Here is a 20,027-nt window from a genome sequence, read left to right as displayed (position 1 = left end):
AACAAAGAAAGTTAAATCCTGTGCTTGACTCTTGTGGTTAAAAACAGGACATTTTAAATGGTTTATCGCATAGACATTTTAATTGGTGAATAACACAATCTTGTAACTCCAAAATAGAAATGTCCGGTTTCTCCAAAGTAAAAATGTCTGGTTTATGATGCGCATCAACATCCGAGATGGTACTTCAGGTCTGATGCATGCCAGCTGTGGTCAACAGGGTCATTGTCGCCATGACGATCTATTAAAATCAGAATACCTTGCCATTATTTCTGAACATTTGCTTAGCTTTGGTCCTACATTGGTGCATGAGAAGTAACGCTTGAAACGTTCATATCAGCTTAATTCAAAAAGGTTTTTATGTGCTGGATCACTTCTTCTGGTTTTTCGCCATGCAGCCAATGTCCTGTATTTTCGATCATTTCAATTTTTGCTTGAGAAAATTGCTCATCAATTGCTGCGAAGTGTTCCGGTTTTGAAATATAAAAAGAATTTCCACCACGCAGGAATAAAGCTGGCTGATTCATTTTTTCGAGGTTTTCCCAATCCATAATATCTGAATAATGATCAAATAAAGCCTGAACATTAAAGAGCCATTGTTCTTTATTAAAGGATTTTAATAAAAACTGAATTACCATTTCTTCATGAATGTATTCACGCATAATTTTTGCTGCCTCAAGTCGTGAAGCAACATTTGCTTGCTGTACTGCGAATAAAGCTTTAAAAATTTCAGTATGATGACTTTCATGATATTGGATCGGTGTGATATCCAGGACGATCAACTTTTCAGTTTGTACGCGGGCTAAATCAGCCAATTTCATGGCAATTTTTCCTCCCATAGAATGCCCTACTACTACGAACTTTTGAATATTTAAACTCGATAAAGTTTCTAGGACATCTTCAGCCATAAGTTGATAATTTAAGTCTGAGCTATGAGCAGAAAGACCATGATTGCGTACATCAATTTGAAGCACGGTTCTTTGCTCAGAAAAATATCGAGCTAGTACTCCTAAATTACTTAAACTACCGAATAAACCATGAATAAAGACCATTGGAGATAGCACTGACGTTTCGTGGTGTTGGAGTTGATAATTTAGGATCATTTGAGAATTCCGTGATTTCTGTATTTAACTGTTAATAGTGGGTTTATATTGGGAATTAATCAATTGTAAAATTTTTAAATAAAAAATTTTGCTTAGGCTATTTTATAGAAGTATATTTTGCTTAGGCTAAAAAAACTTAATCGATTCATAAGTTTTTAAAATTACGATTTAAGATCTGGATGGATATCTGGCTATAAATATGAACGAAGATGGTTAAATTGTGATGCAGACCAAATAAAATTAATGAAAACCTTAAAACTGGGATTTAATAACATGTAAAGCACTTTTAGGTCGGAGTGTTTCTTAAATTAACTCGCTGTGATTATCCAAATAGACTGAGGTAATTTAAATAATCTGCCTTAATATTTACTGCTCATAATTTATTAAAGATCGACCATTCATAAGTAGCTTATTAATCGACTTAATTCTGTTTAAAAATAATACGTTTTAAGACCAAATGAGTTACAGGCAGTAAATATCAGTATTATCAATTCCCCCTTCTCCCTTTCTTGAGAAAGTTGTTAAACTTATGTGTTGCTTAGGCTATTTTTAGCATCTTAAGATATTCAAGTTATTAGCTTAAATATCAGCGTACAATCACGCTATCCTACTTAAATCGTCCTGTTCAAGAAATTACAAAACTACGATTATTCATTTATTCTTATCAATGTATTAAAAACAGTGGATATATACCCGAGATATTAGATATTCACATCAAAATAAATTTAAATTAACTTAACAGATTTTTTATTACATGATATTCAGGAAATGGTCTTTCAGGTTTTAATATCTATAAAATCTGGTTGTGAAATAGACTTACCTACTTAATTTTTATTCCACTGCGAAAAACTTTCAAGATAGAAAAGTATTTTATAATTTATTCTACATTCCTATTTTTACAAAATACGCTTGTGGTCATTCCAGATTGAGTCAAACTTTGATCCTGCCTCTTAAGAAAACTTTTGGCGACCATGACCATCGTGGGCGCCATATCCAGACTGCTGTTTTCTTCGGACACCTTTTGAATATCCTGATAGGCTTTCAGTCGTTTGCAGAAAGCCTGACGTTGAGTTTGGGCATCTACCTTTTGATCATCTTCATCTAAAATATGCTTGGTTTCATTCACGATTTTAGTCTGAGCTGAAATAAACTCGTCATAGGCACTTTGTGAAAGCGGCTCTGCGAAGACCATGCTATTCAGTCCTAATAATAATCCAGCACAAATGAAAGATGATTTTTTTAGCATTTAAATTTCTTCTTTCCAGACATCTTCATAATCATCGGCATCAATCATGAAACGAAAACCTGTTTCCAGAGCCAGATACGGTAAAACTTCTGGTGCGATGTCCTGTAATTCACGTACTGTCATGGTTTCGAAAGCCTCTTCACTTGAAGGTTCTCCACCATAAATGTACCAGCTGATATTTTCAGCCGTTTCAGGCTTTTTACGGATGCCAACAATCGGATCCTGCTTTAAGGTATGTACGGCCACCGCAACAACATCATCACCCGTGACTTCAACATAAGCCGAGCCTACTTCTTCACAAAGTAGCTTTTGCTCTGCGATCAGTTCTTGTAAAGGTGATAGGTTTTGCGTGTTTTTCGACATTCGGTCTTACTCATCAATTTTCATTAGCGCGCTATTTTAACTTAATTTTAATGAAGCTGATTGGGATTTCATCGAGATCTAAAAAATATCTGCCCTTAAACCGTGTTAAGCGCAGATATGGATCTCAACTTATTGGAAGACTTTAAAGCGCTCTTCATCCGCGAGATAATCTTTGGCACGTGGCTCGCCTTCTATCGAACCAAATACCAACTGTGCACGCAACTTCCAGTTCGATGGAATGTCCCATTCCGCATGAACTTGCTCATCCACGATCGGATTGTAGTGCTGCAATGATGCGCCCAGCCCTTCTGTGTGCAATGCTGTCCATGTTGCAAATTGTGCGATCGCAGTCGAATGCTCTGCCCAGATTGGGAAGTTATCAGCATAAGATGGGAATTGTTCCTGTAAGCCTTCTACAACTGTGTGATCTTCAAAAAATAAAACAGTGCCTACCCCCGCAGCAAAACTTGCCATTTTTGCTGTGGTTTTTGCAGCGCTTTCTTCATCTTTGGCATAGCTTTTTAATTTATCTGCGACGAAGCCCCAAAACTTTTCATGTTCTGAATTGAATAAAATGACGGCGCGTGAAGACTGAGAATTGAAAGAAGATGGGCTCTGCTTAATTGCAGTCTGAATCAAATCAGTTAGACGTTCAGGAGATTGTTCAACATTCTTAGCAATGGCATAAATAGTACGGCGTTTAGTAATTAAATCTAAAAACTGATTCGACATTTTTGAAAATCCTGGGATATATCTTCGGGAAAATTTGAACCTTCAGCTATTTTTGTGAAGGATAGCTAATCAATGTGGCTTTTACCTTATCTTAAGATAAAGCCTATATACCTTAAAAAATAATAGACTGAATTACTAGGCTATTTAATTGATATTTTTATATATTTTTTAGCTAAAAATGATCATTTTCATCTATTTTTTGAACAATCGTTAAAACTACTGCCCTATGAGAGAGCCCGACGCTAAACGATGGTTCAACATGCGCTATTACTGAGCAAAATTTTAAGAAAAAGACGTTCAATGACTACACTCAATATTGCTTAGGCTATTCTAAGAGATAGCACATCATGAAATAAATCTCATATTGCAGATAAAATTAATCCCCCCAAAATTGGAGAATTAATTTTATAAATAAAAGCTAAAAACCCAGTTTAAAACTTCGCGTTTAACACCTGAGCAGATACTTTAGTCTTCCACAGCTCACGTAAAATCGGTAAATAGAATTTCTCACCGAGCTCAACCAGCTCTGCATCAATCAGAGCATGCATCTCATGCATAAACAGATAATCCAGTTCAACTGTAGTCAGTTTAGTCTGCTGCTTTTGATAGTCTTTGCGTTTCTGTTGGGCTTGTTTAACCAGACGATCCGCAAATGCTTTATCTTTAAACTGGGTAATCGCTTTCAAACGCAGTTCGATAATACCCCATCCGGTTAAGAACATCTGGAAGGTCTCAAAATCTTCGCTGGTCGATTCCCAAGACATTTCTTCCAGATTTTCATTATCCGGGAGTACAGGTAAAAGAAGTTCCATCACACTCGGGAAAATCTTTTTGAAATTCAAAATAAATTTAACAGGATGCTCACCTGGATAATCCTTGAATTGCACCTTTCTTTGAACATCTGTTAAATAAATATCAAGCATAAAACAATCATCAGTGGTTAATCTCATCTAGCACTATTGTACGCAACTCTACCTGAGATAAAAACCACTGCTGACTATTCCATGATAAAACAGGCGGAAAGATTGAAAATAAAAGCGCTGCAGCCCTTATTTGGCATTCGGTGAGACCATCTGTTCAGGACGCACTACTTCATCAAACTGTTCAGCAGTGACTAAACCCAGTTCAACAGCCACCTGTTTTAAGGTTTTTCCTTCCTTATAGGCTGTTTTGGCAACCTTGGCTGCATTCTCATAACCAATCACCGGATTCAATGCTGTGACCAGCATTAAAGAATCATGCAGGAAATGTTCAATTTTCTCATGATTCGGCTCAATGCCTACGGCGCAATGATCATTAAAACTGTTACACGCATCGCCTAAAAGCTGGATGGATTGCAGCAGGTTATAGGCAATGACCGGCATAAACACATTCAGCTCAAAATTCCCTGATGCACCTGCCACGTTAATGGTGGTGTCATTGCCGAGAACTTGCGCCACGACCATGGTCATCGCTTCACTTTGCGTCGGGTTCACCTTACCCGGCATGATGCTAGAACCCGGTTCATTTTCAGGTATACGCAATTCACCAAAACCACAACGTGGCCCGCTGGCCAGCCAACGAATATCATTGGCAATCTTATTCAGACTAACCGCTAAAGTCTTTAATGCACCAGACGCGAATACCGCAGCATCACGGCCTGCCAACGCTTCAAATTTGTTTGGCGCAGTCACAAATGGCAATCCAGTTGACTGTCCCAGAACTTTAGCAGACTGAACAGCATAATCAGGATGAGCATTTAGACCGGTACCAACCGCTGTACCGCCTAATGGCAATTCATATAAGCCAACTAAGGCCTGTTCTAGACGAAGAAGTCCATGATCAAGTTGAGAGACATAACCGCTGAATTCCTGCCCCAAGGTTAAAGGCGTAGCATCTTGTAGGTGTGTCCGGCCAATTTTTACAATATCGGCAAAATCCTGAGATTTGGCATATAAAGTATTGCGCAAGCGTGTGACTGCCGGAATTAACAGTTCATTGATCTGCAAGCTCGCAGCCACATGAATCGCCGTCGGAAATGAATCATTGGTAGATTGGGCACGATTGACATGATCATTCGGATGAACCGGTTTTTGTGCTCCTAAATGATTGCCCAGTTTCTGGTTGGCAATATTGGCAATCACCTCATTACAGTTCATATTGCTTTGCGTACCTGAACCGGTTTGCCAGACCACCAGTGGAAATTGACTGTCCCATTTCCCGCTGATGACTTCATCTGCCGCATCTACAATGTAGCGTGACAGTTCTTGGGAAATCTGGTTCAGCTCGGCATTGGTTAAGGCCGCAGCTTTTTTGACGAGTCCCATGGCACGAATCATTGGCCGTGGCAAACGCTCATTTCCAATTTTGAAATTTTGCAAGCTACGCTGAGTCTGAGCGCCCCATAAAGCCTCGCTCGGTACAGTCACTTCTCCCATCGTGTCATGTTCAATACGTGTTTGCATGTTCAACCTCAATTCTTCTTGCCTGTTACTAATCTTAGGAATTTCAATATGAATGATTTAATCTATTGATTTAAAGTAATCGATCACAGCAATCATGTAAATGATAATTATTATCAAATATAGCTAAATACTTTTAATTACTGCCCTCTGAGCATATTCTGATAAAACAACCATTCATCCTCAAGCATCTTTCTGAGTGATCGCTGAGGTTGCCAATGTAGAATATTTCGCGCCTTTTCAATGTTCGCCCCCAATTGATCCATTTCCGCATGGGGATATGGTAAAGCATCCATGGTTTTGATTGCAGATTGAGTCACTTCAGCCAGTTGATCTAGCAAATCCTGTATGGAAATCAATTCACCAGCAATATTAAAGGCTTCACATTTTAATTCCTGCTGTTGTGACAGCCATTGCAAGGAATTGATCACGGCATCACAACAGTCTGCGACATGCAGAAAACTGCGTTCTACTGTGCCATCCGCAGTATGGGCCTGACGGCGTAATTCCAGATATTCACGTTGCTGTGCAGCGACCTGCATCGCCAAAGGCAAAATATTTTTTGGCAAAGGTGGCACTGCTTCGCCCAGTACACCGTGTTCAAAGGCACCTGCGATATTGGAAAGACGTAGGATTGCAATCCGCCATTCATTGTCAGTTTTGGCAGTATCGCGAATAATTTCCTCAACCATCTGTTGCGATTTGATATAGGGATTCGGATAGATATAGTTAAAAGGCAGATCTTCGCTTAAATCTGTGCCAGATTGTCCATATACCGCCAGACTGGATAAATGTACCAGATGACGCACTCCGGTACGTTGCATGGCACGCATGAGACTCATAATACAGCTGACATTATCATTATAATATTCAAGTGGTTTTAATACTGATTCTTCCAGTGACTTAAAACTTGCGGTATGTACCACAGCCTGAATCGAATGCTGCTCAAAGACTTTGTTCAATGCTGGCGTATTGCGAATATCAATTTTGATAAAAGGTACATACATACCAGAAATAAATTCGAGGCGCTCCAGAGTCTGTAAGTTAGCATTGGCCAAATTATCGACCACAATGACCTCTAGTCCTTGTGCTAACAGACTTAAAGCAATATGTGAGCCTAAAAAGCCTAATCCACCCGTCACTAAAATCATTTATACTACCTACTTTCTGATGAAGCTAAGATCAATCTGTTGCTATTGATCAAGCCTGTAGTGAATTTCGATGAGCACCTTAATTCTTGTTACCTCCGCACCGACTTCCATTTATGCCTGGCATGCCCTGGGTTTGGCTCAGGCCTTGCAAGATAAACAGGAAGCATTCCGTGTATTCTTCTATCAGGACGGCGTATCGGTCGCAAATGCACTGCAATGGGTACCCGACGATCAACGTCATCTTACACATGCATGGCAAGCGCTACAGATTCGCCTCCCGGTCTGTGTAAGTGCAGCATTGGCACGTGGAATTACAGATCTGGACAATGCTCGACGTCACAATATTCAGCAGCATAATCTGGCAGATGCCTTTGAATTGGTCGGTTTAGGTGAACTTGCCGATGCTGTTCAGTCCTCACAACGTCTCATTCAATTCTAGATGTTTCATTTTTTAGAATGTGTTGCTTTTCCAAGGAATCTTGTGTGAAATCTGTACTTGTTATATTAACCCAAGCCAATCTGACCAGTCTGCAGGTGCATGAAAGCCTATCGGCTACGATGGTCCTGGCAACTTTTGGCGCAGAAGTTAAAGTCCTGCTACAAAGTGCTGCCCTCAGTTTGCTGCATTCAGACCTGCAATTTGACCAGGTGCATCATGCATTCAAACTGGCATCAAATATGGTCGACAGTTTCGAGTTTTATGATCTCACTCCGATTCTGATTGAGAAAAAAAACCAGCATTCCTCATTTGTGGCACAGAGCGAACAAGAAATCGAATTTATTGAGCTTAATTCTGAATTTATTCAAAGCTTTGATCATGTGATGTATTGGTAAGGAACAAGGATATAAAAATGTCAAATCACACACTTTATCTGATCCAATCCAGCTATTCGGCAACAGCGCAGATCCTAGAGCAACTGGCTCAAACTTATACAATGGGTGATCAGGTCGTGCTGATGGGTGAAGCGGTTTTGCTGCTAGAGCATTCATTTCTTCAAAGCTTGCCGAAAATTCACATACTGAAAAATGATGCGGAGTTATTAGTACAGCCTTTGCCTGATCAGATAAAGCTTTTGAATTATGCGGATTTTGCAGATCTTTGCCTCGAGTTTAATCGCTGCATTTCAATGAAATAATAAATGAGTTAGATATGAATTTAGAATTGGATCAAGATGGCCATCTGGTTGACTATACCATCTGGAATGAAGAAGTCGCTCAAGTGCTGGCCGATAGTCTGGAACTGAGCTTAACTCCTTGGCATTTTGAAATTCTGCAAGCGGTACGTCAGTTCTATCAGCAGTTTGGTCATTCACCAGCAACACGACCACTGATTAAATTTTTAATGAAAACTGTCAGTGCCGATATCAATAATGCCATGCTTCAAGAAAAGTTTAATACTGGTCTGGTGGCCCGTCACTTAAGCCGTTTGGCTGGTGTACCCAAGCCTGCAAATTGTTTATAAAGATACTTAGCTTTCTAAAGTGTGTATTTAAAGGCCCAAATCATTTTTTGGGCTTTTTTATGAGAGCAATTTTCAAACCGAGAATAATGAAGATACAGCTGGATCTAATTCGTTAAATTTGGGTTTGCTCTAATACTCGCAATGCCCGATGCAATTCATGATCCATTTCAGGCAGAACTTTAATCAGAAACTCAATTTGTGCTTTCGCTTCGGCCTTGCTCACCAGTTGAGCCTCTACCAGCTTTTGCTGCTGAGTGATCAATAAACTGACTTGTTGAGGATCTGGTCGTTGTCCCTCACTTAAAGCGTTAATGATCTGAGTAAAATCGAGATATAACTGTTCTTGTTGCTTTGATAATTCGCTTTGCTTTGCAACCGTATCGTTCTGTTCCTTCTTCATAGTTTGACTATTTTTAGGAGAGTTGACAGAGATATAACTTGCCGATTTTTCAGCTGACAGGACCGAATCAGAATGGGTCTGATCAGTAAAATTCGTCCGATAGATTTCTTGTCGTACCTGATAGCCAATGCCAACTAAGGTCCCAAACAAGAGCAATCCGATCATCACATAGAACAGAATTGTTTTATCATTCATTTTTATGTCCTCAGCTCAACAAAGACAGCCTTTATTAAAAAGCTGTCTTTTTCGCTAATCGACGATTGACTACGGCGTTGCCCAGTCTGCTGGTGCATATCCAATCCGGACGCGTTGTGGATGATTTCCTACAGGCACACTCAGCACTTTATTGCCTGTGGCAAAATCAATCACTGTGACCACATCGGTTTCACTTTCTGAAATCACACAGCTACGACCATCCGGGCTTCGTGTTGCCCAATAAGGTTTACCTGCAGAAATCAGTTTCCCGGCAGTCAGCGTCTTGCGATCTACAATCGTAGCGTAGTTATCCATGGTACCAGCGACACAGAGCTTTTCACCATCAGCACTGATTGATAGGCCATGATGACGCGAATCATTGACCCATTTTGTCCGATCTTTCGGAATACTGTCGCTGCCCGGAAGCTGTCCGATTCGTGTCACCTTATTCTGATTCAGGTCGTATTCAATAAGGCCATTAAAAAATGAAACCTGCGCATACAGTTTGCTTTCATCTTTACTAAACACCATTGGTCGTACTGAATTGGATAAATCCTTACGGCCAAATGCATCCAGTGCGGGTCTGAAATCAATTTTCTTGAGTACTTTATGGGTATTGGCATCGGCGATGGTGATATAGCGTTTTCCTTTGGTAAAGTCCTGCCACTGTGCATCCATCGAGGTTTCGACATTTCCGATAGCAGAGTTCAGGATCTTGTTGCCGCTATCAAAATAAATATTTTCATGCGGTTTATCGCCCGTGCTAAAACGGCCTAATTCTTTACCGGTATGGATATCCAGCACATGCACAACATTGCCTGAAGATGCCGATACGGCAACGCGCTGGCCATCTGGAGAAACCGCCATATGGTCGGCACGGAAGCCTTCCACCGGTGTCCGCCAGTTAATCTTACCGGTTTTGATATTAATCGACACCACATCGGCAAAACTTGGGCGCGATGCAACCACTGATTGACCATCTGGGGTTGAGTACATGTCATCGACCAGCTGGTCATTACCCTCACCAGCTGTGGCCTGAATATAGGTATAGGCAATCAGCTTGATTGGATTCAGGTGAATTTCCTTCAGGCGCTCTTTACGATCAGGGATCATGTTAATCACGCCAATTTTGCCAAAATCACCCGATGGACGAATTACGGTTACCGTGCCATCCCAGTTATTTCCAACAAAGAAAACCTGCTGTGAATTAGCCGGTGCAGTTGAAGGTGGAGAGGCGGCCTGTACACTAGGTAATGCTGATAGCATAGCTATCGCAGATAATGTCAGACAGAAGCGTGGCCATTTTTTATTTTGAATGTTCATCCATTATGCTCCGCATAATAATTTATATTTTTGTTTTCATTCCTTGTTGTATACACAGTCAGGCTGTGTTTTAACTCATCTAATATACAAACGTATAAAAAGATTTTCTGTTATTTCCGACCAAAAAATCTGAAGCTGGTTTTAATCTCCTGATTCAGATCCTATAAATTTAAATTAGCATCGTGCCTTGTTATGTATCCAGCACATCGACAAAAGTTGCATTGAGCACTTTGGCAAGATCAGCCGGTTTCAGTCCGATATCCAACCCTCTTTTACCGCCACTGACATAGATTTTATCCAGCTGTTCTGCACTGGCGTCAATCACGGTTTTTAAGCGTTTCTTCTGGCCAATCTGACTGATGCCACCCACCAGATAACCGGTCAGACGCTCCGCATGTTTCGGATCGGCCATTTGTAATTTTTTACAGCCCACCGCATGGGCCACTTTCTTTAAATTCAGTTGATGATGCACCGGCAACACCGCAACAAAATACTGCTTCTCATCAGTGACCAATAAAGTCTTAAAGACTTCCTCGACAGAAAGTCCGAGTTTTTCAGCAGCCTCCAAGCCAAAACTTTTGGCATTGGCATCATGTTCATACTCATGCAGGCTATATTCAATTTTTTGGGCTTTTAATAATTTACAGGCAGGTGTCATAGAAATTCTTGTGCGAGACGAATTACATAATTATATAAAGATTAGCGATAGATGTTAATTTTCAGGCGTCATAGTAAGCACAATTTTTCTGGATATGCCTTACTGAATCGATTTAAAGCTGCAAAAAACCAAGATTGGAAGCTAAGCTTAGTTTAAACGCGCCATTTTTAAAGCATAACGCTTGGTGTTTAAGTCATGTATTCACTTTGACGTGATGTTTTGAGCTTTTCTGCACAGACATGCATGCTCAAAATAGCAGCGAAAGTATGCATTTTTGCCACTGTATATACATTTCGCAACGATCTAATGCTGTCTATATATTCTCTCAATATGAACATATTCGTCACTCCATCTGGATATACAGAATCAGACTAGAAGTACCGTGAACAAGCCTGTATTCAAGAAAATTAAATCCAAACCGTGGTGAAAACTTCAAGGTTTAAAAATAAGGAACTAGCTAAATCTTACAAATAGAATACGTATAGTAAAATATAGAAAATTATAATTAACCCACTATTTTGTTTAATATTTTTAAAATTAAATAGAATAAAACACTAGCTTACTAAGGCACATCGAGATCAACAAAGGTAAATTTATAATTTCTTTTTTAAACTTTTCGTAGTCAATACATAAGGCAATTTAAAGCGGAGATTCAGGTCAGCTCCCTCCTTGCTCAAGGTGAAAGTATGAAAATATAACCAAAACAAAGGCTTTAGCGTTAACATGAAGACACAGTTACACAAAGGATATTAACTGTTTTTGCCAATTGGGTTTACAATAAAAAAACTCCAGATTCCCGGTGAATTGTAATTTTTTAACATTGCCAAATCCTTGCAAAGTTTTCATTATAGCGCCACTGTTTGCCATATGCTTTCTACGTCAATTCAAAGAAATTATAAATCGCAATGTAGAAAATCATGCAATAATAAGCAGAGTTTGCAGACATCTTGCAAACAAAACCCGATACTTTTTAATTGGAGCATGCTGGATGAGTTCGACCATTTTGGTTATTCATGGACCGAATTTAAACTTGCTTGGAAAGCGCGAACCAGAAGTTTATGGTCACCTTAGTCTTGACGATATTAATCAGCAGCTGATTGCTCAGGCTCAACAAGCTACATTACAACTTGATACCTTCCAAAGCAACTGGGAAGGTGCCATCGTTGACCGCATTCATCAAGCCCAGCAAGACGGCGTTCAATATATCATTATTAATCCGGCAGCATTGACCCATACCTCTGTTGCGGTTCGCGATGCCCTTCTTGGCGTCGCAATTCCTTTCATTGAAGTCCATCTGTCTAATGTGCATGCACGTGAGGCATTCCGACATCATTCGTACTTGTCCGATAAAGCAATCGGCGTGATCTGTGGTCTAGGTGCAAAAGGCTATGCTGCTGCCCTCGACTATGTCATTGCAAAAATACAATCTTCTACACAATCTTAATTAGGAATACTGTCTCATGGATATCCGTAAAATCAAGAAACTCATCGACTTGATGATTGAATCTGACTTACAGGCGATCGAAGTTAAAGAAGGCGATCAATCGATTGCATTAACTCGTCGTAATCCAGTGGTTGCAGCAGCTGTTCCTGCGATGCCTGCACCTGCAGCTGAAGTACCTGCGGCGAAATCTCCTCGCGGTGCAGTTGAAACCTCTCCAATGGTGGGTGTGTTCTATGCTGCACCAAGTCCAGGCGAAGCAACTTTTGTTAAAGTCGGTCAAACCGTTTCTGCTGGTGATACGCTGGGTATTATCGAAGCAATGAAAATCATGAACCCGATTGAAGCAACTCAAAGCGGTGTGATTGAAGAAATTCTGGTGAAAAATGGTGAAGTGATTCAATTCGGTCAACCACTTTTCCGCTACCGCGCTTAATCACCCCGGGGATTTATAATGTTGCAAAAAGTTTTAATTGCAAACCGTGGTGAAATTGCGTTACGCATCACCCGTGCTTGCAGAACTTTAGGGATCAAAACTGTAGGTGTCTATTCTGACGCAGACAAGGACCTGATGCATTTACGTTTCTGTGATGAAGCAGTATGTATCGGCCCTGGTGCGAGCAGTGACAGCTACCTGAATATTCCTGCGATTATTACAGCTGCTGAAATTACCGGCGCAGATGCCATCCATCCTGGTTATGGATTCCTCGCTGAAAATGCAGAGTTTGCAGAAATCGTAGAAAATTCTGGTTTTATCTTTATTGGTCCACGTCCGGAACATATTCGTTTAATGGGGAACAAGGTTTCTGCCATTATTGCCATGAAAAAAGCTGGTGTACCAACAGTACCAGGCTGCGACCATGCTGTAACGATTCACAATGCGATGGCTGAAGCGAAAGAGATCGGTTTTCCACTGATTGTAAAAGCTGCTTCTGGCGGTGGTGGTCGTGGTATGCGTATCGTAGAAAATGTCGATACCCTGCTGGAATCTGTTCAGGCTGCACAGCGTGATGCGGAAATGTGGTTTGGTGATGATACGGTCTATATGGAACGTTTCCTGCAAAAGCCACGTCACGTCGAAGTGCAAGTACTCGCTGATGGTAATGGCCATGCGATTCATCTGTATGATCGTGACTGTTCACTACAGCGTCGCCATCAAAAAGTACTGGAGGAAGCGCCTGCGCCAAACTTACCAGAGCAAGCACGTGCTGATATTCTAGAAGCCTGTGTCAATGCCTGTAAATTGATGCAATATCGTGGTGCAGGTACATTCGAATTCCTGTTTGAAGATGATGAGTTCTTCTTCATTGAAATGAATACGCGTGTTCAGGTTGAGCATCCGGTGACTGAAATGGTCACGGGGATCGATATTATCGAACAGCAATTGCGTATTGCTGGCGGCTTAGGTCTCGATATTCAGCAAGAAGACGTCAAGGTTTTAGGACATGCGATTGAGTGCCGTATTAACGCAGAAGATCCATCGACCTTCCTGCCTTCACCAGGCAAGATTGACAACTTCTATGCACCAGGCGGCGCAGGTATCCGTTTAGATTCGCATGTTTATCCAGGCTACAGCATTCCACCGTATTATGATTCGATGATTGCCAAACTGATTTCGCATGGTAAGGATCGTGAAACTTCTATTTCTCGAATGAGAAATGCTTTGGAAGAAATGATTTTGACTGGCGTTAAAACCAATATTCCTTTGCATAAAGATTTAATCCTTCAGGATAAAAACTTCTGCAAACAGGCAATGGATATTCATTATCTGGAAAAACATTTGTTAAAGCAGCTTGAAGGTGCTGAAGACAAAGCTTAAATCAAAGCTCATAAAAAAACCGCTGTCATTCAGCGGTTTTTTATTGTTTGCAATTTAAGGCAATACGCGTCTGAGCACGGCAAAACATTGCTCGGCTTTTTCATTGGCACAGAAGTTAATGGTATAAGGGTTTTGCCATTTGACAAAATACTGCGAAATTTCACCAGACTGATCCACTTGATTGCCTGAACAGTCTTTTTCATTATTGTCGTATTTTACTTGCAGAATCAGCGCTGGAATCTGCTGCGAAGGATCCTGTGCCGGCTGATAGTCATACAGCCCTGACGTCCACTCGTCGCCACTTTTAATCACCACATTATTATTGCCTTTAAAATTATAATATTCGATACATTTTTTATTATTCGGGATTTCCATTCCCCACAATCCGACAATTTCCGGACGGGTTTTCACAGTAAATGTATTTGGGATTTCAGCAGCTTTAGCAGGAGCATTTGCTGGTTTTTTATTTTCTGTCGCCATTAGCCAAGGTGAGCTCATGAGTAAGATAAGGCTAAGACATATTTTTTTCATATTTACCGGCATCTTGTTAACAATTGATTCTAAATTATCATATTTTTTGGGATCGTGTCCCGCTCTAACGCAATTTCAATACAGAGTCAGAAATTATTTATCACATTGTTTAAAAAGATGGATTTCCTTTCTGACTTTTTTTGTATATATTTCGTATATAAGAATCTTAATAGTTCGTATTAATAACAGATTAATCAAACAATAAAATTATATTTTGGGTCAAACTTAGTTGCTGAACAAAGTGATCATTCACACTTAAAAATTTGAATAGGATTTTAAATTTGCAATTAGCTCGAATAACAGAACAACAATTAAATCATGAAACCTATGCTTATTTTGTCATTGTTTTCGCTGTTTTAGTCTGTTGTTTTATTGGGATCGCAACCAGACCGATTGAGTACCTGGCCTTATTGTGGCCGGCCAATGCTGCCTTGTTAGCCCTGTTCTTACGCTTTCCACATTTAAATAATCTGGGAGGTTGGCTCGGTGCATTCAGTGCTTTTATGTTTGCAGATCTGGTCACCGGAAACAGCCTATTACAAAGCCTGTTTCTTACCCTGTCTAATCTGATCAGCACTATTGTCTCGATATTTTTTATTCGATATTTCAAGATTAATTACAAATACTATAATACCGGTTATACCTTCGTTCATTTATTTGGCATCTTCGCTTTTGCCGGCTGTCTGGCCAGTGCGGCTTTTGCAGTTCTCACCTTGCCCAATCTACCCAATTCATTCATGACCAAAGAAAATTTATGGATTGATTTTGGTCTGTGGTGGACCGGTGAAATGGTGAATTATATTGTGTTTCTCCCTTTAATCTTGGCATTCCCAAGAATAAAAGACATGCAATACTTATTTAAAAACCGTCGTCAAAAACGTAATTACTTCAGCTATTTTTTACCTGCATCTTCAGTCGTGGCCTGTCTCATCATTACCAATATTTTTGCAGGCCCGGGCGCAATGCTCTACCCTCTGGCTGCACTGATCTGGGCTGCATTGACCTATCGTCTGTTTACTATGACCATGATCAACGCTTTTGTGATTATCCTGACCTATTACAGCCTGACGCAGTTTTACGCCACCAATCACACCATCCTGGCAGATTCTACGATTTATATTTCACTCCGGATCGGGCTGTTTATGCTGGCCTTATCTCCGCTCATCCTGTGTATTATCAGCCAAAACCGCAATGAGCTGTTTAAACGGGTCTTGTATCTGGCCAATCACGACAGTCTGACCCGCACCATGAATCGTCATTTTTTCTTTCAAAAAGGTGAATATTTACTGCAATATGCCAAGACGATGGAATTTTCAGTGATCATGCTGGATATTGATTATTTCAAACGCCTGAACGATCATTTTGGCCATAATGTCGGTGATAAAGTCTTGCAACACTTTGCGCAGATTGTACGTAACAATTTGCGTGCACAAGATCTGTTTGCACGGATTGGTGGAGAAGAATTTGTACTGCTACTCTGGAATACCGAACCATCAGAAGCACGTCTTATTGCAGAACGGATTCGTGATCTAGTGGAAAAAACCCCGATGCATCAATCAGATGGCTCGTCCCTGTATATTACCGTGAGTGTGGGCATCACCCATCAAAATGAACCCAACTCCCAAGATCTGCAAAACCTGATTAATATTGCAGACCAAGCCTTGTATCAGGCCAAACATCGTGGGCGAAATCAGGTGGCGCTTGCATCTTGAGCCTAAATGATCTACAACCTTGAAGCAGCAACACTAGGGAATGGCAATGAAATTTGAAGAATATCTGCAATATGACGGTTTAGGACTGGCTGATCTGGTCGCCAATAAACAAGTACATTCAAGTGAACTTTTATCTGCTGCACTAGAGCGTAGCTCAATTGCCAATCCCGAGCTGAATGCAATTATTATTCCGATGCATGAGCATGCATTGAAACGGAGCCAGCAAAATCTGTCCGGACCTTTTGCCGGTGTGCCTTTTCTGGTTAAAGACCTGTTTCAGGAATATGCCGGTTATCCAACTTCTTATGGTTGTCAGGGCTTAAAACGGATTGGTTATATCGCCGAGACCAATGCCGAGATTGTCAATCGCTGGGAAAAAGCCGGGATTGTGACTTTTGGACGTACCAATACCCCTGAATTTGGGATTAAAGGTATTACTGAACCTGATGCCTGGGGCAGCTGTAAAAATCCGTGGAATTTACAGCATAATAGTGGCGGCTCATCAGGTGGATCAGCCTCTGCCGTGGCTGCCGGAATTGTACCAATTGCGGGTGCTGGTGATGGTGGCGGCTCGATACGTATCCCCGCTTCCTATTGCGGCCTGTTTGGCCTGAAACCGAGTCGTGGCCGCACGCCTTGGGGACCACAAATGAGCGAAGCCATGCATGGCGCCGCGATTCAGCATGTACTGACCAAAACGGTACGTGACAGTGCGGCGATGCTAGACGCCACTCATGGTGAAGATCACAGTTCACTGTTTAAGATTCAACGTCCTCAGCATCATTATCTGGATGTGATTCAGCAACCGCCAAAAAAACTGAAAATTGCGTTTAGCACTTATTCTACGATTGGCACACCTGTTTCCCAGGATGCCATTAAAGCCATTGAAAAAACAGCCAAATTGCTAGAATCTTTGGGCCATGAGGTGGTCGAAGACCGCCCAGCCATTGATGGAATGCAACTGGCCAAGGATTTTATTACCACCTGGTTTAGCCAATTTTCATTTATGCTGGATGAAATCCAGAAAGGCTATCCGTCTAAAACAAATGATTTTGAATTGGACTCTTTAGCACTGGCAGCTTTTGGGGCCAAAACCAGCGCGATTGATTATATCCAGAACCTGAATAACTGGGGTCAATATGTAACCCAGATGAATCATTTCTTTGATGATTATGATCTGTATCTGACTCCTGCCACGGCGACAGTGGCGCCAAAAAATGGTGAGGTCAAAACACCAAACTGGCAGAAACCGATTCTTAAAGCTTTATTGAAACTGAATAAAGCGCATTTACTGGCGCAAGGTAAACTGGTCGACCAGATTGTGAAAGAAAATCTGAAATGGGTGCCTTTTACCCAGTTGGCCAATATTACCGGACTCCCGGCGATGTCTGTACCGCTGTACTGGAATGAACAAAACCTGCCGCTCGGTTCACAGTTTATTGCGCCGTTTGCCCGTGAAGATCTCCTGCTACAATTGGCAGCTCAATTGGAACAAGCTCAACCGTGGTTTGGGCAATATTCCAAGATCCGTATTTAATGTTGAGATGATATTTTCAAGCCTGTTTTTGCAGTTCGACTTTATTCGGCAATCCGAAAATCAGTAACAAGCCAAGCAAGGTCGATGCTGCAGCAGCGATAAAGATAGATGTGCCGCCGACTTGATCCCAATAATGCCCAGCCAGAATACTGCCACTTGCCACGCCAATGCCCCACATGGTGCTATAGAGCGCTTGTCCACGTCCTTGCTGCCCTGCAGAGAAGTTCTGGAATATCACCCGCATTGCAATCATATGAAATAAACCGAAACTTAAAGCATGAATCGTTTGAGCAAAAAACTGTGCCATAAATGAAGCAGGAAAGACTCCGACGATGAACCATCTTAATCCTGTCATTAACAAGCATAGCGTGACCAGATGACGCCATGACCACCGTGTCAGAAAGAACGTCGCATAGGCAAACATGATTATTTCCGCAATGACCCCGACTGACCAGAGCAGCCCGATCTGACTGGTGCTAAATCCCGCCTGACTGAGATAATTGCTATAAAAACTATAAAATGGCGCGTGTGAAAATAGCAGAATCAATTCAATCAGGAAAAAGCTATACACCACTGGGCGTTTGAATATTGGCCATAAGGGTTCGAGCTGTTTCTGTGCGGTAGGTGCTGTCGTGGGCTCTTTAATGGTAAATGACCAGAGAAAGGCCAGAAATGAAATACACAGCAACAAGACGGGTAACATACTGATGCTAATAATTTCAAAGACGGCGCCCAAGCAGAATACACCGATAATAAAGCCGACTGATCCCCATTTTCGTACTTTACCATAGAGTTCTGCTCTTTTTTCCCCGAGCCAGAATAAAGTCACGCCTTCAAACTGAGCCAGAATAGCATTCTGAAAGAAACTGAAAATCAGCATCAATAAAGCTACAGATTGAAAGCTATTGGGAATGATAAAAATCATGAACCAGATACAGGCTTCCATCCAGGTGGCAATACGCACCAGCAGCATGCGTTTACCGGATTTGTCTGCAATCCACCCCCAGATCAACGGCGCAAAGAATCGGGTAACAATCGCAATAGAAGATAAAATGCCGATTTCCTGATAATTGAAGCCTTGATCTTCAAGATACAGACTCCAAAAAGGCATGAACGCCCCGACAATCGCATAGTAAAAAAAGTAAAATCCACTGAGTCTATGCTGGATTGCTAGAACTGGCATTGATTTATATATCCTAATATTTTCAAAATGTTAAACTCAATCAATTTCTATAGCACTGTATTCGACAACTCTTGATTTTGCTACGAGCATCTCGTATTAGTCTAAAAATAAATTTACATAAGTTTATGAATAAATTTTACTAAAGCAAAAAACCCTTTGCTGAGTTAAATCAAAGTAAGAACATAAATCGGCTTCTATATTGAGCACACGATAAAGGGCGGAAACGTTTTTAGGAAGGAGTTGGATGAACTTTAAATCTGAAGATCAATAATTACACAGACATTACAATTATTTTATGGCTAAAGTATGTCCAAAGAATTTTCAGATCATAGGCTAAAAAATTAAAACGAACTCTAGCTTTATAGCAAGGAGAAAATCAATGCCTAACTTTATAAGACCTCTATACTCAGGTCTAGTCTTCCTCCCTCTAATGGCAATAAGTATTTATAGTGCTGCATATGCTAACGCTTCCCCTATAGCATCTAACTCTTCAAAAGATAATATTCATCCCAATATAGATCATCATTTAAGTGAAAGTCTTTATCCTGATGAAGCAACCATATCTGAAAAAATCGCAGATATCATTGAGCTATTGAACCGTACCGGGTTTGTCGGAGAGTCAATATTCTGAGAGACTATCCCGATGACAAAATTAAAATATACCCCTGAAATCAGAGAAAGAGCGGTTCAATTATTGATTGAATCTGAAAAAGATTATCCTTCTACTTGGGCT

22 protein-coding genes and 1 pseudogene are annotated in these 20,027 nt (G+C 40.8%); 11 read left to right on the top strand and 12 right to left on the bottom strand.

All coding sequences use genetic code 11. The features are described from left to right. Nucleotides 1-175 precede the first annotated feature (175 nt). Nucleotides 176-313 (top strand): annotated as a pseudogene (locus ACIG3F_RS14510) (ISNCY family transposase); the annotation flags it as partial. Between the two features lie 25 nt (nucleotides 314-338). Here the strand turns inward: ACIG3F_RS14510 and ACIG3F_RS14505 are convergent. The 7 genes from ACIG3F_RS14505 to ACIG3F_RS14475 all read right to left on the bottom strand — a co-directional run bounded on the left by ACIG3F_RS14505 (nucleotide 339) and on the right by ACIG3F_RS14475 (nucleotide 7,033). Then, entirely contained in the window at nucleotides 339-1,100 is a 762-nt protein-coding gene (locus ACIG3F_RS14505) for an alpha/beta fold hydrolase (protein WP_396470397.1), read from the bottom strand. 877 nt (nucleotides 1,101-1,977) lie between these two features. Beyond that, nucleotides 1,978-2,346 carry a hypothetical protein gene (locus tag ACIG3F_RS14500; protein WP_180087326.1) on the bottom strand — a complete coding sequence of 123 codons (369 nt, stop codon included), beginning with the start codon at nucleotides 2,344-2,346 and terminating at the stop codon, nucleotides 1,978-1,980. Then, nucleotides 2,347-2,709 (bottom strand): hypothetical protein, encoded by a 363-nt coding sequence (locus ACIG3F_RS14495; protein WP_071851342.1) that lies wholly within the window; start codon nucleotides 2,707-2,709, stop codon nucleotides 2,347-2,349. A 129-nt stretch (nucleotides 2,710-2,838) separates the two neighbouring features. Then, a complete protein-coding gene (locus tag ACIG3F_RS14490; protein WP_180087325.1) occupies nucleotides 2,839-3,441 on the bottom strand; it encodes a nitroreductase family protein in 603 nt (200 codons plus the stop codon). 431 nt (nucleotides 3,442-3,872) lie between these two features. Next, entirely contained in the window at nucleotides 3,873-4,364 is a 492-nt protein-coding gene (locus tag ACIG3F_RS14485) for a hypothetical protein (protein ID WP_253101335.1), read from the bottom strand. A gap of 126 nt (nucleotides 4,365-4,490) precedes the next feature. Then, nucleotides 4,491-5,885, bottom strand: coding sequence for a class II fumarate hydratase (fumC, locus tag ACIG3F_RS14480; protein WP_253101338.1), 1,395 nt, complete (start codon nucleotides 5,883-5,885; stop codon nucleotides 4,491-4,493). 137 nt (nucleotides 5,886-6,022) lie between these two features. Then, on the bottom strand, nucleotides 6,023-7,033 hold the full coding sequence (locus ACIG3F_RS14475) for an NAD-dependent epimerase/dehydratase family protein (protein ID WP_396470396.1): 1,011 nt from the start codon (nucleotides 7,031-7,033) through the stop codon (nucleotides 6,023-6,025). A 70-nt stretch (nucleotides 7,034-7,103) separates the two neighbouring features. Here ACIG3F_RS14475 and tusD point away from each other — a divergent pair, with 70 nt between their 5' ends. Genes tusD through ACIG3F_RS14455 form a run of 4 tightly spaced genes read left to right on the top strand, consistent with a single transcriptional unit; the run spans nucleotide 7,104 to nucleotide 8,495 of the window. Further along, nucleotides 7,104-7,472, top strand: a complete 369-nt coding sequence (tusD, locus tag ACIG3F_RS14470) for a sulfurtransferase complex subunit TusD (RefSeq protein ID WP_004280211.1) — start codon at nucleotides 7,104-7,106, stop codon at nucleotides 7,470-7,472. A 44-nt stretch (nucleotides 7,473-7,516) separates the two neighbouring features. Then, nucleotides 7,517-7,867 (top strand): hypothetical protein, encoded by a 351-nt coding sequence (locus tag ACIG3F_RS14465; protein WP_004280210.1) that lies wholly within the window; start codon nucleotides 7,517-7,519, stop codon nucleotides 7,865-7,867. 17 nt (nucleotides 7,868-7,884) lie between these two features. Continuing rightward, the gene (locus tag ACIG3F_RS14460; RefSeq protein WP_004646886.1) at nucleotides 7,885-8,169 is read left to right on the top strand and encodes a DsrH/TusB family sulfur metabolism protein; all 285 of its coding nucleotides are present in this window, start codon (nucleotides 7,885-7,887) and stop codon (nucleotides 8,167-8,169) included. Between the two features lie 14 nt (nucleotides 8,170-8,183). Continuing rightward, a complete protein-coding gene (locus ACIG3F_RS14455; RefSeq protein WP_004280207.1) occupies nucleotides 8,184-8,495 on the top strand; it encodes a TusE/DsrC/DsvC family sulfur relay protein in 312 nt (103 codons plus the stop codon). A gap of 112 nt (nucleotides 8,496-8,607) precedes the next feature. Here the strand turns inward: ACIG3F_RS14455 and ACIG3F_RS14450 are convergent, their stop codons facing one another. From ACIG3F_RS14450 to ybaK, 3 genes are all read right to left on the bottom strand, one after another. Then, nucleotides 8,608-9,090: a hypothetical protein gene (locus ACIG3F_RS14450; RefSeq protein ID WP_253147117.1), complete on the bottom strand. Its 483-nt coding sequence runs from the start codon at nucleotides 9,088-9,090 to the stop codon at nucleotides 8,608-8,610. Nucleotides 9,091-9,159: 69 nt separating this feature from the next. Then, a complete protein-coding gene (locus tag ACIG3F_RS14445; RefSeq protein WP_396470394.1) occupies nucleotides 9,160-10,413 on the bottom strand; it encodes a YncE family protein in 1,254 nt (417 codons plus the stop codon). A 190-nt stretch (nucleotides 10,414-10,603) separates the two neighbouring features. Next, a complete protein-coding gene (gene ybaK / locus ACIG3F_RS14440) occupies nucleotides 10,604-11,071 on the bottom strand; it encodes a Cys-tRNA(Pro) deacylase (RefSeq protein WP_396470392.1) in 468 nt (155 codons plus the stop codon). A gap of 988 nt (nucleotides 11,072-12,059) precedes the next feature. On the opposite strand from ybaK, the gene aroQ reads away from it, so the two are divergent. From aroQ to accC, 3 genes are read left to right on the top strand one after another with little or no spacing between them, the layout of a single operon-like run. Continuing rightward, on the top strand, nucleotides 12,060-12,515 hold the full coding sequence (gene aroQ, locus ACIG3F_RS14435; RefSeq protein ID WP_396470391.1) for a type II 3-dehydroquinate dehydratase: 456 nt from the start codon (nucleotides 12,060-12,062) through the stop codon (nucleotides 12,513-12,515). A gap of 16 nt (nucleotides 12,516-12,531) precedes the next feature. Then, nucleotides 12,532-12,948, top strand: a complete 417-nt coding sequence (gene accB / locus ACIG3F_RS14430) for an acetyl-CoA carboxylase biotin carboxyl carrier protein (protein ID WP_313564618.1) — start codon at nucleotides 12,532-12,534, stop codon at nucleotides 12,946-12,948. 18 nt (nucleotides 12,949-12,966) lie between these two features. Continuing rightward, on the top strand, nucleotides 12,967-14,331 hold the full coding sequence (gene accC, locus ACIG3F_RS14425; RefSeq protein ID WP_004646808.1) for an acetyl-CoA carboxylase biotin carboxylase subunit: 1,365 nt from the start codon (nucleotides 12,967-12,969) through the stop codon (nucleotides 14,329-14,331). 54 nt (nucleotides 14,332-14,385) lie between these two features. Here accC and ACIG3F_RS14420 read toward each other — a convergent pair whose 3' ends face one another. Next, on the bottom strand, nucleotides 14,386-14,829 hold the full coding sequence (locus tag ACIG3F_RS14420; RefSeq protein WP_005100815.1) for a hypothetical protein: 444 nt from the start codon (nucleotides 14,827-14,829) through the stop codon (nucleotides 14,386-14,388). Between the two features lie 314 nt (nucleotides 14,830-15,143). Between ACIG3F_RS14420 and ACIG3F_RS14415 the strand changes: the two genes are divergently transcribed. After that, a complete protein-coding gene (locus tag ACIG3F_RS14415) occupies nucleotides 15,144-16,574 on the top strand; it encodes a diguanylate cyclase (RefSeq protein ID WP_396470389.1) in 1,431 nt (476 codons plus the stop codon). A gap of 46 nt (nucleotides 16,575-16,620) precedes the next feature. Then, nucleotides 16,621-18,111: an amidase gene (locus ACIG3F_RS14410; protein ID WP_396470388.1), complete on the top strand. Its 1,491-nt coding sequence runs from the start codon at nucleotides 16,621-16,623 to the stop codon at nucleotides 18,109-18,111. 16 nt (nucleotides 18,112-18,127) lie between these two features. Here the strand turns inward: ACIG3F_RS14410 and ACIG3F_RS14405 are convergent, their stop codons facing one another. Next, a complete protein-coding gene (locus ACIG3F_RS14405; RefSeq protein ID WP_213687222.1) occupies nucleotides 18,128-19,294 on the bottom strand; it encodes an MFS transporter in 1,167 nt (388 codons plus the stop codon). 379 nt (nucleotides 19,295-19,673) lie between these two features. Between ACIG3F_RS14405 and ACIG3F_RS14400 the strand changes: the two genes are divergently transcribed. Beyond that, nucleotides 19,674-19,925: a hypothetical protein gene (locus ACIG3F_RS14400; protein ID WP_396470386.1), complete on the top strand. Its 252-nt coding sequence runs from the start codon at nucleotides 19,674-19,676 to the stop codon at nucleotides 19,923-19,925. Nucleotides 19,926-20,027 lie beyond the last annotated feature (102 nt).

The sequence above is a fragment of the Acinetobacter sp. NPDC052428 genome (assembly GCF_044547685.1).
Lineage (GTDB): Bacteria > Pseudomonadota > Gammaproteobacteria > Pseudomonadales > Moraxellaceae > Acinetobacter > Acinetobacter lwoffii_G.
This window is presented reverse-complemented; position numbering and strand designations above follow the sequence as displayed.